This is a genomic window from Streptomyces tateyamensis (assembly GCF_003205575.1).
Classification (GTDB): Bacteria; Actinomycetota; Actinomycetes; order Streptomycetales; family Streptomycetaceae; genus Kitasatospora; species Kitasatospora tateyamensis.
The window spans coordinates 24,464-38,877 of sequence record NZ_PYBW01000055.1; the positions used below are offsets into that span (position 1 = coordinate 24,464).

The window sequence follows — 14,414 nt, forward strand, 5'->3', positions numbered from 1 at the left end:
CGCGGCAACGGGTTTTCACCGGGCGGCGGGCGGCAGCGCCGTGCTCAGCCGATCAGCCGGTCAGCCGAGCGGCGACCGCGGTGAGCAGGCCCAGGTTGTCGGCGGCCAGCGGGCCGGCCGCGCTCCGTACCGCGGCCGGGTCGGGCTGCTTCGCCGAGGCCGAGGGCGAAGCAGCGGCCACCAGGGCCGCGGCGTCCTTCTGCATCGCACCCAGGGTGTCCTCCACGCTGACCGGCAGCGTCGGCAGGCCGCGCTGCAGCGGACCGCCGCTGAGCACCTGGACCGGCACCGCACCCGGACCGCCGGCCGCGGGCACGGAGGGTGCGCCCGGCAGCGAAGGAACCGCCGCACCGGACGGTGCGCCCGGCAGCGAAGGAACCGCCGCACCGGACGGCGCGCCCGGCAGCGAAGGAACCGCCGCACCGGACGGCGCGCCGGACACCCCGGGCGCCGGCAGGGTGCCGGGCACGGCCGGCAGCGGGGCGGCCGGCGGCAGCGCGGCCTTGAGCTGGTCCGAGGCGGTGCCCAGGTCGGCCAGCTTCGCCTTAAGCGCGGCCGGGTCCGCCGCCGCACCGCCGGCCGGGCTGCTCGCGGCGGCCAGCTCGTTCACCTTGGCCAGGACGGCGCCGAGCTTGCCGGTGACGTCCAGCGTCTTGGCGGCGTCCGGCATCGCGACGGCCGGGCGCACGGCCGTCGGCTGGTCGGGGGTGGCACCGCCGGCGGCGATCCCGGTGCCGGTGGCGATCACGCCGCCCAGGGCGGTGGTGAGCAGGACCGTGGTCCATCTGCTGTGCATGGGGTGGGTCTTCCTTCCAGTGGTTCGGAGCCGTTGACGGCCTGTCTCCACCTTGGGCACCCCCGGTGACCGGTCGCGCGGCCGAGTGGTCCGAACGTGGGTCGGCTCCGGCGCGCCGCGCCACCGGCCTACGCCGGAAGTCGACCGACGCACCGTCAGCCGCCCCGCCGGGACGACGCACCGCCAGCCGCCGGGCCGCACCACGCACCCCCCGACCGTGGCGCCGTCAGCCGACGCCCCGTCAGTCGCCGGCCGGCGCCGCTCCCCACAGCTGCTCGGTGCACCGCGCGTAGACCGCCTGCCAGTGCGGCCACTGGCGCGCCGTCAGGTCGTCGCACTCGGCCAGCAGTGCCTGCACCTGCTCCTCCGCCACCCCCTCCAGCAGCCAGGCCAGGGCGTCCGGCGCGCTCGGCCCGTCGGCCAGCCGCAGCAGGTCCAGCAGCTCGCCCAGGGTGCCGACCCGGGACTGCGGGGAGAGCAGCCCGGCCATCACCGGCAGCACCTGCTCCTCCTCGATCCGCAGGTGGGTCTCCAGGCGCGCCGTCAGCTCCTCCACCGCGTACGCCACCGGCCAGGCGCTGGCCGGGTCCCGGGTGGCGACCCGCATCAGGGTGGTGGTCCGGGTGAACGAGTGGTCCAGGTTGTGGTGGTCGTCCTCCAACCAGTTGACCAGCAGCCGCAGCTCCGGGGCGAAGCGGCGCAGCAGCGGCCAGAGCCGCACGTCCTCCTGCTCGTGGTGGCAGGTCAGCATCGCGGTGAGGAAGTCCCAGTGCCGCTGCAACGCCTCCGCACTGGCCTCGTCCCCGGGCTGCAGCAGGCGCAGCGCCGTGGGGATCCGGACGAGGTCGCGACGGAGCGCGGCGTGGACGAGTCGCAGGCCGGCGAATCGGACGGGTCGCACGGCCACCGCCGGCTCACTGGGGCCGCGCTGGGCGGGGACGGACAGCAGTTCGGGCTGCATGGCACTCTCTTTTGGACTGTCATGACGGGCTCGGGGACACCGGCTGCCCCTCGTGATCACCAGGAGGGGGAAGCCGGTCTCCAATGTGCTGACAGTCGATCAGAGTCGAATCAATACCCGATTGCCGTGCAGGTCACAGCGGTGCACCGGACAAAACGGGCAGCCGGCGGGGGCGCGCCGGGCGGTCAGGGGGCGGACGGGCCGGCCATGTTCCGGGTCAGCCACTCCAGGGTGTCCGGGATCATCTTCTTGAAGTGCGAGGTGAGGTGCTTGCCGCCGGGCTGCTCGTAGTAGTCGATCTTCGTCGGCGCCGCCGCCTTGGCCACCCAGGCCTTGACCAGCTTCACCTCGTCCGGCGTGGCCCCGCCCGCGGTGGCCAGCATCCGCACGTCGGCCTTGCCCTGGCCGACCAGCACGTCGGGGCTGTTGGCCAGCCGGTCGGCCTCGTGGCCCTTCCAGAACGAGGAGTCGGGGTTGAAGTAGCCGTCGATCGGCACCGCGGCCTTGAACTGCTCGGGATACTCCAGTGCCAGCTTGGCGCTGCAGAACGCGCCGGTGGAGGCGCCCATCAGGCCCCAGCCGTCCCGGCTCTTCAGGGTGCGGAAGTTGGCCCGGACGAAGTCCGGCACGTCCTGGCTCATCCAGGTGCCCATCTTGGGCTGGCCCGGGATGTCGCTGCAGTCCAGCGTCTGGCTCTCGTTGGAGACCAGGTTCTGCACCGGCATCACCATGATGAACGGGTGCGCCTTGCCCTGCTTGACCAGGTCCTCGTCGGCCACCTGGATCGGCAACTGGTCGTCGGTCCAGGTGTTGTAGCCGTTGCTCTGGCCGCCGGCGTACAGGGTGAGCACCGGGAAGCCGTAGTCGGCGTACTTGGGGTCGTTGTACTCCGGCGGCAGCCAGACCCAGACCTTGCCGCTGACCCCGGACTTCTTGCCGTTCAACGTGGTCATCATGATCGGGCCGGCCGCGGTGTCCCGGGCCTTGGTCAGCGCGGCGGCCGGGCCGGTGGGCATCAGCACCTTCCCGTCGGCGCTGGGCGAGGCGGACGCGCTGGGCGTCCCGGAGGCGGTACCGGGGCTGGCAGCGGCCGAGGCGCCGGGTGAGCCGGCCGCCGGGAGCCCGGCCGCCTTTGCGTCACTACTGCTCGAACCGGAGCCGCACCCGGCGAGGGCGGCGGCCAGCGCCAGCACGGCGGCGGCGGACAGGGCTGAGCGGGGACGGACGAACGGCGGCTGCACGGCGACACTTCCGGTGGGGTGGGATCGGGGCGCACCCGTCCCCCTCGGGGCGGCGCGCGGTGTGGTCGATCCTATGACGTGGCCGGGAGCTGCCATGGTTGCCACCGGGTGGCCCAGCGCCCAATCTTTGGTACTGATTCGGCAAAGTCCCGCCGATCGGCGGGGGCCCACCGGCGGGGGCGCGTCCACCGACGGCCCGTCAGTTCCACCCGTTGGACGGACGGTCAGGGCAGCAGCCCGAGGGTGGTGAACGGCTCGGTGATCACCCGTTCCAGCACCGGCACCGCCGAGGAGCGCACCATGGTCCGGGAGCCGAACTGGGCCGGCACGATGTCCGCGGCCACCCCGGCGCCGCGCTGGCTGCGTCCGGCCACCTCGGCGCGCAGCTCGTCCAGGTACTCCTCGGCCACCAGGATGCCGCCGGCCAGCACCACCCGGCTCGGGTTGAGCAGGTCCACCAGGGTGGCGACGCTGCGTCCGGCCCGGCGGGCCCGCCGGCTCAGCAGCTGCTGCGCCACCTCGTCTCCGGTCCCCGAGCCGGCCGGGCGGGCCGCGGCCACCAGCCGCTCCAGGTCCAGCGCGGGTCCGGCACCGGGCTCCGGCGCCAGCACCCCGGCCCGGCGGGCCTCGGCGATCAGCGCGGTGTCGCCGGCCGCGGCGCTCAGACAGCCGGTGCCGCACTGCGGGCAGCGCACCGCCGGGTCGTCGGTGGCGAGCAGGTGCTCGATGCCGCCGGCCGCCGCGCCGGGGCCCCGGTGCACGGTGCGGTCCACCACGATGGCCGCGCCCAGCACGTTGCCGAGGTAGACCAGCACGAAGTCGTCCACCTCGCGGCCCACCCCGAACCAGAGCTCGGCCCGGGCGATCGCCCGCACCGTCTGCTCCAGCAGCACCGGGCCGGGCAGCAGGCCGGCCAGCTCGGCGAGCAGCGGCACGCCGCGCCAGCCCAGCGGGCCGTGCTCGACCACCAGGCCGCGCTCGCCGTCCACCCAGCCGCCGATGCTGACCCCGGTGCCGAGCAGCCGGCGCCCGTCCAAGCGCTCGTCCAGGAAGGCGCGCACCCCCTCGGCGGCCTGGGCGGCGATCCGCTGCGGCGTCAGGTCGGCGGCGGCGCGCCCGTGGCTGTGCTCGCGCTCGGCCAGGATCCGGCCGTCGAGCGAGACCAGGCCGTAGGTGGTGCGCAGCGCGCCGATGTGCACGCCGAGCGCCACGGTGCGCTCGGGATCCAGCCGCAGCGGCACCCGGGGGCGGCCCTGGGTGGGTTCGACCGGGGCCAGCTCGCCGAGCAGGCCGGCGCCGATCAGGGCACCGGTGAGTTTGGTGACGCTCGGCGCGGACAGTCCGGTGTGCCGGGCGATCTCGGCCCGGGAGACCGGGCCGTAGGCGAGCACCGCCCGCAGTACCGCGGAGGCGTTGCCCTGCCGCATGGACTCGCCCCGCTGGCCGGCGGTGATCAGTCCCTGGGGCTGCTGCTTGGTCACGGTCTCCTCGCCTCCTGCGCGGCACTCTACCGCCCGGCCCGACCGGTCAGTTCTGCGCAAATCCGGCGCCGGGGCGCCCGGTGGCCCGGCGCCGGCTCCGGAACTCCCGACAAGGTCGGCGGCACGACTCGCCCGCCGCCCGGTGGGCTCCTACCAGTGACAGCGCCCGGCGGGCCCGGAGATCATCGAGCTCCTCCATCCCCTCCCCGAGGAGCACAGATGCCGCAGATCGCCGTCGTCACCGGAGCCGGAACCGGCGTGGGCCGGGCCGTGGCCGTCGAGCTGGCCAGGGCCGGCTGGCAGCTCGCGCTGGCCGGGCGCCGGGCCGAGCCGCTGCACGAGACCGCCGCGCTGGCCGCGGAGCACCCGGCGGCCTCCGGCGCCGCGGTGATCCCCACCGACATCACCGACCCGGCCGCGGTGGACGCCCTCTTCGCCGAGGTGGCCGAGCGGTTCGGCCGGATCGACCTGCTCTTCAACAACGCCGGCAGCTTCGGCCCGGCCGTCCCGGTGGAGGAGCTGGCGGTGGCCGACTGGCGCGCGGTGGTGGACCTCAACCTCACCGGCACCTTCCTGTGCGCGCAGGCGGCGTTCCGGCAGATGAAGGGCCAGCGGCCGCAGGGCGGGCGGATCATCAACAACGGCTCGATCTCCGCGCACGTGCCGCGCCCGCACTCGGTCGCCTACACCGCCACCAAGCACGCGGTCACCGGCCTGACCAAGTCGCTCTCGCTGGACGGGCGCCCGTACCGGATCGCGGTCGGCCAGCTGGACATCGGCAACGCGGCCACCGACATGACCGCCGCGATGAGCGCGGGGGTGCGCCAGGCGGACGGCCGGATCGCCGCCGAGCCGACCATGGACGTGGCGGACGTGGCCCGCACCGTGCGGCACATGGCCGAACTGCCGCTGGAGGCCAACGTGCAGTTCGCCACCGTGCTGGCGACCGCCATGCCGTACATCGGCCGCGGCTGACCCGGTCCACCCGCGCCGACCAGTGCGTTTACGTCAGACTTGACGATATTTGACATCCCGTGTTTGATCGGGTGCGACACTGGTACCCAGGGGGCGGGATGGCACTGGTCGGCACCTCCGGCGCGCTCGAACTGCGCCATCTGCGCTCCTTCCTGATGGTGGCCCAGGAGCAGAACATCACCCGCGCCGCGGCCCGGCTGCACCTGGCCCAGCAGGCGGTCTCGGTCCAGATCCAGCAGTTGGAGCGGGCGCTGGGCACCGAGCTGCTGGTGCGCGGCTCGCGCGGGGTCACCCTCACCGCGGCCGGCCTGGAGCTGGCCGCCGGGGTGCGCAGCGTGGTCGGCGAGCTGGACAGCCTGACCGAGCGGGTCCGCTCGCGCGCCGAGCAGGCCGTACCGGCCCCGGCGCCGCCGCCGCACCCGAGGATTCAGGAGAGCGCGCGCCGCCGCCCCGGCACCAGCCGCGCCGCGACCGGCAGACCGAGCAGCGCCAAGGCCTCCTGATAGGCCGTCATGGCCTCGTCCTGGCGCCCCAGTTCGACCCAGGAGTCGCCGAGCCGGCGCCAGATCGCCGCCACCGACCGGTCCTGGTCCCCGGCCCGGCCCAGCAGGAGCCGGCAGCGGCGCAGCTCGCTCTCCCCCAACTCCGCCGCTCCGGCCAGCAGCTGGGCCCGCCCGTGGACCAGCGCCACCGCCGCCCGCTCGCGCCACAGGTCGTCGCTGGCCCCGTCCAGCAGCTCCCGCCCCTGCTCGGCCCACTCCAACGCCTCGACCGGGTCGCCGAGTTGCACCAGCACCTCGCCCAGCAGGCAGACCACGTCCAGCACCTCGCAGAGTCGGGCACTCTCGCGCAGGATGCCGAAGGCGGTGCGCAGCAGCTCCGCGGCGACCGCCGGCCGGCCGCGGGCGACCATCACCACCGCCAGGTTGGTCCGCAGCATGCCCTGGTGGCGGGCGTTGTCGGCCTCCGCCATCAGCGCCAGCGCCCGCTCGGCGAGCTCCAGCGCCTCCTCGTAGCGGCCCTGTTCACGGGCGATCAGCGAGCTGTTCCACTCCACCGCGCCGAGCGCCACCCGGGAACCGGTCTCCCTGGCCAGCGGCATCAGCTGGTCGGCCAGCAGCTTGGCCGAGGTCAGGTCGCCGCGCATCACGTAACAGCTCATCAGGGTGGAGCCGAGCTGCAGGTGCTCGTCCAGCGGCGGCACGTCGGCCGCGGCCAGCTCGCGCAGCGCCCGCTCGCCGAAGTCCACGCTCATCGCCTGGTCGCCGACGTCCCGGTAGCTGCGACACAGCGCCACCGCGAGCAGCGCCCACTCGGCGCTGCCGACGGCGGTCGCCGGGTCGGCCAGCAGCTCGCGGTAGTGCGGGATCGCCTCCTCCCGCCGGCCCAGCTTCTCCAGCGCCCAGGCCTGCCCGCACCGGGCCCGGCGCCGGGTGGCCGGATCGGCCGGCGGGTCGGCCGCCAGCACCTGCTGGAAGATCGCCAGCGCCTCGCCGTCACCACCGTTGCGCAACGCCAGTTCGGCGAAGGCGGTGTCCAGTCGGAGCGTCACTGCAGTCCCCCCTACGGTTTGCCCCAGGCTACCCCGCAGGATCCCGGCCAACCATGGGGGCGGGCACCCGGGTCGCCGCCCCAGGCTGCTCACCGGTCCACTGTGGCACCGCAGTTGTCGGTACTGCGTCAGCTCGGGGCCCCGGGCCGCGTCAGCTCGGGACCCTGACCCGCGTCAGCTCGCGGCCGGGTGCAGCACCGCGGGCAGCGGGGCGGCGCCCGCCAGGCCGGCGGCGGCCAGCCCCTGGCGGTAGGCGTTCATCGCGCTGTCCGGGCTGCCCTGGCCCAGCCAGACGTCGCCCAACGCCCGCCAGGTCTCGGCCAGGTCGCGCCCGCTGGCCAGCCCGTGCTCGCCCGACTCCAGCAGCCACTCCACCCGGCGCAGCGCCTCGGCCGCCTCGGCCGGGCGGCCGGCCAGCCGGCGGGCCTCCCCCAGCTGCAGCCAGGCCCAGAGCGCGATCCCGCTCGGCCCGTCGCCCGCCAGCGCCAGCGCCCGCTGCGCGTGGGTGATCCCCGCCTCGACCTGGTCCAGCATCAACTCGGCGCGGGCCAGGTTCAGTTCGCAGGCCGCCAGGTCGAGGCCGGCCAGCTGCCGGGTGGCCGGGCGCAGGTACTCCTTGGCCAGCGCGGGCTCCGGCACCGCCTCGTCCAGCAGCAGGGCGCCGTAGCCGGCCCGCAGCAGCCCGAGCCGGCGGCCCAGTTCGTCGGCGAGCGGCAGCGCCAGCGCCCGCTCGTTCAGGGTCAGCGCCAGCGCGGTGTCACCGGCCAGCTGGGCCCGGCGGCCGGCGGCGCGGAAGGCGGCGGCCCGGGCGGCCGGCTCCGGGGCCGGCGCGGCCCAGGGCAGCAGCCGGTCGGCCAGCTCGCGGGCCGGGGCGGCCAGGCCGGCCCGGCGGTAGGCCTCGATCAGCGCCACCCCGAGGCCCAGGTGGTCCTCGGTGACGGTCGCCTCGAACACGCCGTCCAGCGCGGCCAGCGCGGCCGCCCCGACCGTCACCGCACTGGTCGGCTCGCCCGCCAGCAGGTGGCAGCGGCAGCGCGCCGCCTCGACCTGAAGCCACTGCGTCGAGCCGGGGCCGGGGCCCTGCTCGCGGGCGAGCGCGTGCAGGTCGGCCAGCGCCTCGGCGGGGCGGCCCAGCTGCTCCAGCGCATCCGCCCGGGCCAGCCGGGCCCGGCGCACCGTGCCGGCGGCCGCGGTCGGCTGCTCGGCCAGCACCTGGTCGCAGCCGGCCAGGGCGGCCGGGTACTGCCCGTCGCGCAGCGCGAGTTCGGCCACCGTCAGCTGCAGCAGCAGCTCCCGCTGCCGCTCGCTCTCGCGGTCGCTGTGCTCGCCGGTGCGCAGGTACTCGACGGTGCAGCCGAGCACGCCGGCCAGTCTGCGCAGGATCACCGGGGTGACCGGTCGCTTGCCGGACTCCAGCAGCGACAGGTAACTGACCGACATTCCCTCACCGGCCAGGTCGCTCTGCTTGAGCCCGCGCTCGCGGCGCAGGTCACGCAGGCGTCGGCCGATCTCCGTGGTGGCGTCCTGCGCGGATTCCATGCCCGTCCTTGCGTTCGATCGTTCCGGCACTACCCGGCACCGCTGCTGACTTGACTCCATTGTTTACAGGATTGACAACGGCTCTCCAAGTACTGGGACGTACTCGGTGACCAAAACGAGGCATCAGGGCCCGGGAGCCGTACGGCTCCCGGGCCCTGGGGTGCGGGGCGCCGCTGAACTACTGCTGCACGAACACCGCAACGGTACGGGCGGGGACTATGAAAGACCCGGAATCCGTCTGGAACCGGGACTGCCGCACGACCGGGTCACTGCCCGACGCCTGCACGGGGTGCAGCTGCCAGTTGCCGCCCGCCAGGGCCGGCAGCGTCTGGGTCCGGCTGTCCGGGGTGGCGTTGAAGACCACCACCAGGCCCTTCTCGGCGCCCGGCAGCCCGGTGCCGTCCAGCCGCATGGTGATCACCCCGGGGACCTCGCCCGCGGTGCCGGAGAGCGGGAAGCCCACCCGGCGCTGCACCTCGGCCGCGCTGCTCAGGGCGAACAGCGGGTCGGTCCGGCGGATCTGCAGGAACTGCTCGTACTGCGCGGCGGCCGCCTGCTGGTCGGCGCAGCCCACCGCCAGCCGCGGGTCGTCCAGCAGCTGCTTGGCCACCGGCCACAGCGCCTGGTTGTCGGCGGCCCGCGGCAGCCCGTGCGCCCAGCCGTTGCCGTCGCAACCGCCCCGGCCCGGCCAGTGGATCGCGTTGAACCAGTCCCCCGAGTCGTAGGAGTTGCTGTCCAGCGACTTGGAGCGGAGCAGGTCGCTGCCGGCCACCGCGAAGCCGGGGCCCTGGCCGAGCACGGTCAGCGACAGGCCGAGCGCCTGCATCCGGGCCCGGTCCGCGGCCGGGGTGGCGGCGGGCAGCTTGTAGGCGAGCGCGTCGAACAGGTCGAGGTTGTCGTGCGCGTCCAGGTACTCCACCGCCTCGCCGGGGGCGGCCGCGTAGCCGGTGGGCGAGCCGTTGTAGTCCACGCCCGCGCCGGTGACCGCCCGGCCGCCGGAGTCGGTGAAGCGGTAGCCGGCCAGGTTGCCGGTCAGGCCGACCTTGATCTGGTCCATCTGGTGCAGCAGCGCGGCCCGCTGCTGGTCGGCGGTGCCGTTGGCCGGGTCGCCGTTCGGGTCGGTGTACAGGCCGGAGGCGAAGCCCTGCTGCGGAGCGGAGGAGAGCATGAAGTTGCCGCCGCGCCCGGCGTCGCGCAGCCGGTCGTTGAAGGTGGCGATCCCGGTGCCGGCCATGTGCTGCTGGGTGGCCTGCTCGAACCGGGCGTCGTTCGCCACCACGCCGAAGTTCCAGCCCTCGCCGTACAGGAACTCGGCCGAGCCGTCCACGCCGTCGTGCTGGACCGTCAGCTTGTGCAGCGCGGACTGCACGTCGAGCATCGTCGACTTCGGGTCCAGGCCCATCAGGTCGAACCGGAAGCCGTCCACCTTGTACTGCCGGGCCCAGGTGGTCACCGAGTCGACGATCAGCTTGTTCATCATCGCGTGCTCGGGCGCGGTGTCGGCACAGCAGCTGTCGGTGGTCACCGCGCCGTTGTCGGCGAGCCGCTGGTAGTAGCCGGGCACCACCTTGTCCAGCACCGAGGCGTCGGCCTGGCCGGCGGCGGCGGTGTGGTTGTAGACCACGTCCAGTACCACCCGCAGCCCCGCCTGGTGGATCGCCTGCACCATCTGCCGGAACTGGGTGGTGCGCCCGGTCCCGGTCGGGTCGGTGGCGTAGGAGCCCTGCGGCACCGTGTAGTGCCGCGGGTCGTAGCCCCAGTTGTAGGCGTCGGTGGCGGCCACCTTGGCGACGCAGGCCTGCTGCTGGTCGCTGTCCCCGGGCAGCGCGGCCAGGTCGCAGGGCGGCAGCTGCTGCTGCGCGGTGGGCGGGACGGAGGAGTTATCGAAGGTGGGCAGCAGGTGGATCGTGGTGATCCCGGCCTTGGCCAGCTCGCGCAGGTGGGTCATGCCGGCCGACTGCGACTCGGTGAAGGCCAGGTAGCTGCCGCGCTCGGCGGCGGGCACGCTCTGGTCCGCGGCCGAGAAGTCGCGCACCTGCAGCTCCTGGATCTGCTGCTGGACCCCGGGGATCGCGGCGGGCAGCTGCTGCTGGTCCCAGCCGGCCGGCTTGGTCGAACGGTCCGTCAGGTCCGCCACCAGGCTGCGCCGCGAGTCCGGCGAGAGCGCCACCGAGTAGGGGTCGGTGACCGTGTTGACCACGACCTGCTGGACGCTCGGCGCCCAGACCTTGACCTGGTAGGTGTAGTAGCGCCCGTCCAGCTCCGCGCGCGGGGCGGTCAGCGACCAGACGCCACTGGCCTCGTCGCGGTGCATCGCCACGGTCCGCGGAGTACCGCCGGTCGGAGCGTCGTACAGCTGCACCGCGACCTGCTGCGCGGTCGGTGCCCAGAGGGAGAGGGTCACCTGATGGCCCCACGGCCACCACCAGGCCCCGGAGCCCCGGTACACCGGGCCGAGCTGGGCGCCGGCCGCGGCGCCGGCGTAGTCCGCGTCGAGCACCCCGGCCAGCTGCACGCCGGTGGCGGCCAGCAGTGCGCCGTTGGGCAGGTGCTCGGTGAACAGCACCTGGTCGCGCAGTGCGGTCGGGATCCGGGACTGGTCGCGGCGGTCAACCGTGAAGGCGCGGTAGCCGGCCAGGTTGGGGTACTTCTGCTTCTGCTGCGCCGTCAGGCCGCCGGCCACGGGGTTCAGCCGCAGCCAGTACCCGGGCTTGCTCAGCACGCCCTTGGCCACGCTCAGTCCGCCGGCCGGGTCGTAGACGAGCTGGGCGCTGGTGCCGCCGGCCAGCGCCGCGTCCCCGGCGCCGTATCCCGCCGGGACCGCCACGGTGGTCGCGTCCAGCCACTGCGCCTTGGCGGTGCCCGGGTCCGTCTGGGCACTGGTACTCGCCACCTGCGGCAGCAGGTAGCCGGACTGGCCGCCGATCACCCAGGTCTCGTGGCCGTAGGTCGCGAAGTCCAGTGACTGGTCGTCGGGCAGGTCCTTGGTGTCGCCGTTGTGCAGGATGTAGCTCAGGCTGGTCGCCCCGGCGGCCAGCGGGACTTCGAAGACCTCGCCGAACGCGTCCTGGCGGGCCGGCGGCAGCGGGTGGCTCCAGTCGGTGGGCGTGGCCGCGCCGGTCCAGTCGTGCAGCCCCCAGCCCGCGTAGTTGCCGTCCGCACGGTGGTAGTGGATCACCGCGGTGTTCGGTGCCGGGGTGCTGGTCGGCCCGGGGTCGCTGGTGTAGACGGTCGGGTCGCCCTCCTTGACCCAGACCTCGCCGGTGGCACCGATGTCGATGTGACGATCCGTCGACACGTCCTTGGTGCCGTTGTTCTCCACGATGAAGCCGACGTCGGCGGCACCGCTGTTCAACTTCACGTAGGCGAAGGCGCCATAGGCGTCCCGGCCGGTGAACGGGTGCCCGGCGGGCCAGCTGGTCGACTCGCCGTCGGCCAGGTCGCCCCAGGCGTACAGGTTCCAGCCGTCGTAGGCGCCGTCCTTGCGCTGGTAGTGCACCACCGCGTACGGCCGGGCCGCGGCGGTCGGCGGGGCCGGCGGGACGGGGGTGCCGGTGCTGAAGGACGAGGTCGCCGCGCGCAGGTGGCCGGCGTCGTCCTGGACCACCGCCTTGAGCCGCACGGTGGTCCCCGGCGCGGTGCCGGCCAGGTCCAGCGTGGTCCGGTCGACGCCGGAGTCCGAGGTGCCCAGCAGCTTCCAGGGGCCGTCGCCGATCTGCGCGGCGTAGCCGACCCGGTGGAAGTCGCCGCCGGGCACGGTGGCGCCGAGCACCACCTGGCCGGTGGCGCCGTCGGCCGGGGTGTCCAGGGTGAGCGCGGGTGCGGCGGCGGACGGCGCGAGCTTGCCCGCGGCCTTGAACACCACCGAGGCCAGCGGCGGCACCGTGACGGTCACCTTGCGGTCGGCGCCGCTGGCCAGCCGGGCGCCGGTGGCCGGGTAGAGGCGGTCGAAGCCCATCCCGGCCGAGAAGGTGTCCAGCGTGACGGTCTGCGCGGTGCTCGCGTTGTTGACCGCCACCAGGTACTCGACCTGCTGCTTGGCGTCGATCCGGGAGAAGGCATAGACGCCGGGCCCGTCGGCCGCGTACCGCTGGACCTGCGCGCCGTCGGCCAGGGCCGGGTTGGCGGCGCGCAGCTTCGCCAGGCCCGCGATGCCCTGGTAGAGCGGGCCGTCCTGCCCGTAGCGGTCCGCCGCGCCGGGCTGGCCGCCGATCACCGGGTCGCTCGCGTAGGAGGGCGTCCGGGTGGCGAACAGGTCCTGCCGGGCGTCCTTGTCGCCGCCGGCCCCGGTGAAGCCCTGCTCGTCGCCGTAGTAGACCACCGGCTGGCCACGGGTCAGGAACTGCAGCTGACTGGCCAGCTGGTCCTTCGCGAGCAGGGTCGCGTCGGCGGCGCCGGGGTTGTCGGTGCGCAGGAAGGAGCCGATCCGGCCCATGTCGTGGTTGCCGGTGAAGGTCGGCAGCTCGTAGGCGTTGCTGTCGGCGCTGGTGTAGCGGTAGTCCTGCGCGTACAGCTGGGCCAGGTCCTGCGCCGAGCCGCCCTGCGAGGCGTAGCGGCGGGCCGCGTCCTGGAACGGGAAGTCCAGCGTGGCCTGCAGCTTGCCCTTGGTCACGTAGGGCGAGGTGACGGCGGGGTCGGCGGAGTAGACCTCGCCGAACATGAAGAACCGGTCGTTGCCGTGCGCGGCCGCGTAGCTCTTCAGGGCCGGCGCCCACTGCTGCCAGAACGCCATGTCGACGTTCTTGACGGTGTCGATCCGGAACCCGTCCACCCCGGTCTCGCGCACCCAGGTCCGGTAGACGTCCTCGAAGCCCTTCACCACCCGGGGGTTCTGGGTGTCCAGGTCGTCCAGGCCGGAGAAGTCGCCCTCGGTGCCGGACTCGCCGGCGAAGGTCGAGTCGCCGCGGTTGTGGTAGAGCGCCGGGTCGTTGAGCCAGTCCGGCTTCTTGGCGCCCGGCTCGGTCACCACGGGGGTGTAGGGGAAGGAGTCGGCGGTCAGGTCGGGGTAAGTGGCACCGCCCCCCGCGGCGTTCGCGTCGGCGGCCGCGGTCTCGTCGACCGGGGCGCCGTCGCGGTCCAGCGTCGGGTAGGCGCCGGTGGAGCGGTACGCGTGGCTGCCCTCGGCCTGGTCGATGACGTCGGCGGTGTGGTTGGTGATGACGTCGAAGAACACCTTGATGCCGCGGGCGTGCGCCTTCGCGATCAGCTCCTTGAGCTGGTCGTTGGTGCCGAAGTGCGGATCGACCTGGGTGAAGTCGGTGATCCAGTAGCCGTGGTAGGCCGCCGACGTGTCCGCCCCGGTGCCCTGCACCGGCTTGTTCTTGAAGATCGGCGCCATCCAGATGGCCGTGGTGCCCAGGTTCTGGATGTAGTCCAGCTTGTCGATCACGCCCTGGAGGTCGCCGCCGTGGTAGTAGCCCTTGTCTCCGGGGTCGAAGCCGTTCTGCAGCCGGGTGCCGGTGATGCCCCCGGTGTCGTTGCCCGGGTCGCCGTTGGCGAACCGGTCCGGCAGCACGAAGTAGTACTGCTCGCGGGTCAGGTCGTGGCGGTCGGCCTGGCCGGCCACCGCCTTGTCGGAGGGCGGTGGCGGCGGGCCGGCGGCGGCGGCCCGCGGGGTGACGGTGGCGAGCGCGGCCGCGGTGAGCGCGGCGGCCAGCAGCACCCCCGCCGGGCCTGTCCTCGGTCTGACGCCGTTCTTTCGGGTGGTGCTCCTGCGGGCAGGGCGGAGCGGAACAGCGGCCACAGCGGCTCCTTGCCGGGCTCGTCGTCGTCGGGTTGCTGGACGCTAGCGTGCTGAAAACACTTTCAGCAAGATGCGGAAAGGCCATTCACGGCCTCCAGTCCCCCATACCCCGGCCCCCCTGCCTGC

Annotated in this window: 9 protein-coding genes; 2 read left to right on the forward strand and 7 right to left on the reverse strand. The window is 74.1% G+C overall.

What is annotated here, in order from left to right; genetic code table 11:
• Positions 1–52 precede the first annotated feature (52 nt).
• The 4 genes from C7C46_RS17740 to C7C46_RS17755 form a co-directional block, all read right to left on the reverse strand.
• A complete protein-coding gene (locus C7C46_RS17740; RefSeq protein WP_110670806.1) occupies positions 53–796 on the reverse strand; it encodes a hypothetical protein in 744 nt (247 codons plus the stop codon).
• 241 nt (positions 797–1,037) lie between these two features.
• Positions 1,038–1,757 (reverse strand): hemerythrin domain-containing protein, encoded by a 720-nt coding sequence (locus tag C7C46_RS17745; protein ID WP_110670808.1) that lies wholly within the window; start codon positions 1,755–1,757, stop codon positions 1,038–1,040.
• A gap of 185 nt (positions 1,758–1,942) precedes the next feature.
• Positions 1,943–2,998 (reverse strand): alpha/beta hydrolase, encoded by a 1,056-nt coding sequence (locus tag C7C46_RS17750; protein WP_281278559.1) that lies wholly within the window; start codon positions 2,996–2,998, stop codon positions 1,943–1,945.
• A 224-nt stretch (positions 2,999–3,222) separates the two neighbouring features.
• Positions 3,223–4,479: an ROK family transcriptional regulator gene (locus C7C46_RS17755; protein ID WP_110670812.1), complete on the reverse strand. Its 1,257-nt coding sequence runs from the start codon at positions 4,477–4,479 to the stop codon at positions 3,223–3,225.
• Between the two features lie 219 nt (positions 4,480–4,698).
• Between C7C46_RS17755 and C7C46_RS17760 the strand changes: the two genes are divergently transcribed.
• Both C7C46_RS17760 and C7C46_RS17765 read left to right on the forward strand, forming a co-directional pair.
• Positions 4,699–5,454 (forward strand): SDR family oxidoreductase, encoded by a 756-nt coding sequence (locus C7C46_RS17760; RefSeq protein ID WP_110670814.1) that lies wholly within the window; start codon positions 4,699–4,701, stop codon positions 5,452–5,454.
• Positions 5,455–5,552: 98 nt separating this feature from the next.
• Positions 5,553–5,957: a LysR family transcriptional regulator gene (locus C7C46_RS17765; protein WP_110670816.1), complete on the forward strand. Its 405-nt coding sequence runs from the start codon at positions 5,553–5,555 to the stop codon at positions 5,955–5,957.
• On the opposite strand, the gene C7C46_RS17770 is transcribed toward C7C46_RS17765, so the two are convergent.
• The 3 genes from C7C46_RS17770 to pulA all read right to left on the reverse strand — a co-directional run bounded on the left by C7C46_RS17770 (position 5,882) and on the right by pulA (position 14,207).
• Complete coding sequence (locus C7C46_RS17770) at positions 5,882–7,006, reverse strand: tetratricopeptide repeat protein (protein ID WP_110670818.1); 1,125 nt, start codon at positions 7,004–7,006, stop codon at positions 5,882–5,884. The genes C7C46_RS17765 and C7C46_RS17770 overlap by 76 nt on opposite strands.
• A 174-nt stretch (positions 7,007–7,180) precedes the next feature.
• Positions 7,181–8,545 carry a helix-turn-helix domain-containing protein gene (locus tag C7C46_RS17775; RefSeq protein ID WP_181442400.1) on the reverse strand — a complete coding sequence of 455 codons (1,365 nt, stop codon included), beginning with the start codon at positions 8,543–8,545 and terminating at the stop codon, positions 7,181–7,183.
• Positions 8,546–8,723: 178 nt separating this feature from the next.
• On the reverse strand, positions 8,724–14,207 hold the full coding sequence (gene pulA / locus C7C46_RS17780) for a pullulanase-type alpha-1,6-glucosidase (protein WP_245984482.1): 5,484 nt from the start codon (positions 14,205–14,207) through the stop codon (positions 8,724–8,726).
• Positions 14,208–14,414: the final 207 nt, after the last annotated feature.

What these genes read in the sequence shown, in the direction of transcription:
- C7C46_RS17765 (WP_110670816.1), top strand. Translation starts at nt 5,553, where the DNA reads ATGGCACTGGTCGGCACCTCCGGCGCGCTCGAACTGCGCCATCTGCGC.
- C7C46_RS17745 (WP_110670808.1), bottom strand. Translation starts at nt 1,757, where the DNA reads ATGCAGCCCGAACTGCTGTCCGTCCCCGCCCAGCGCGGCCCCAGTGAG.
- C7C46_RS17775 (WP_181442400.1), bottom strand. Translation starts at nt 8,545, where the DNA reads ATGGAATCCGCGCAGGACGCCACCACGGAGATCGGCCGACGCCTGCGT.
- C7C46_RS17760 (WP_110670814.1), top strand. Translation starts at nt 4,699, where the DNA reads ATGCCGCAGATCGCCGTCGTCACCGGAGCCGGAACCGGCGTGGGCCGG.
- C7C46_RS17740 (WP_110670806.1), bottom strand. Translation starts at nt 796, where the DNA reads ATGCACAGCAGATGGACCACGGTCCTGCTCACCACCGCCCTGGGCGGC.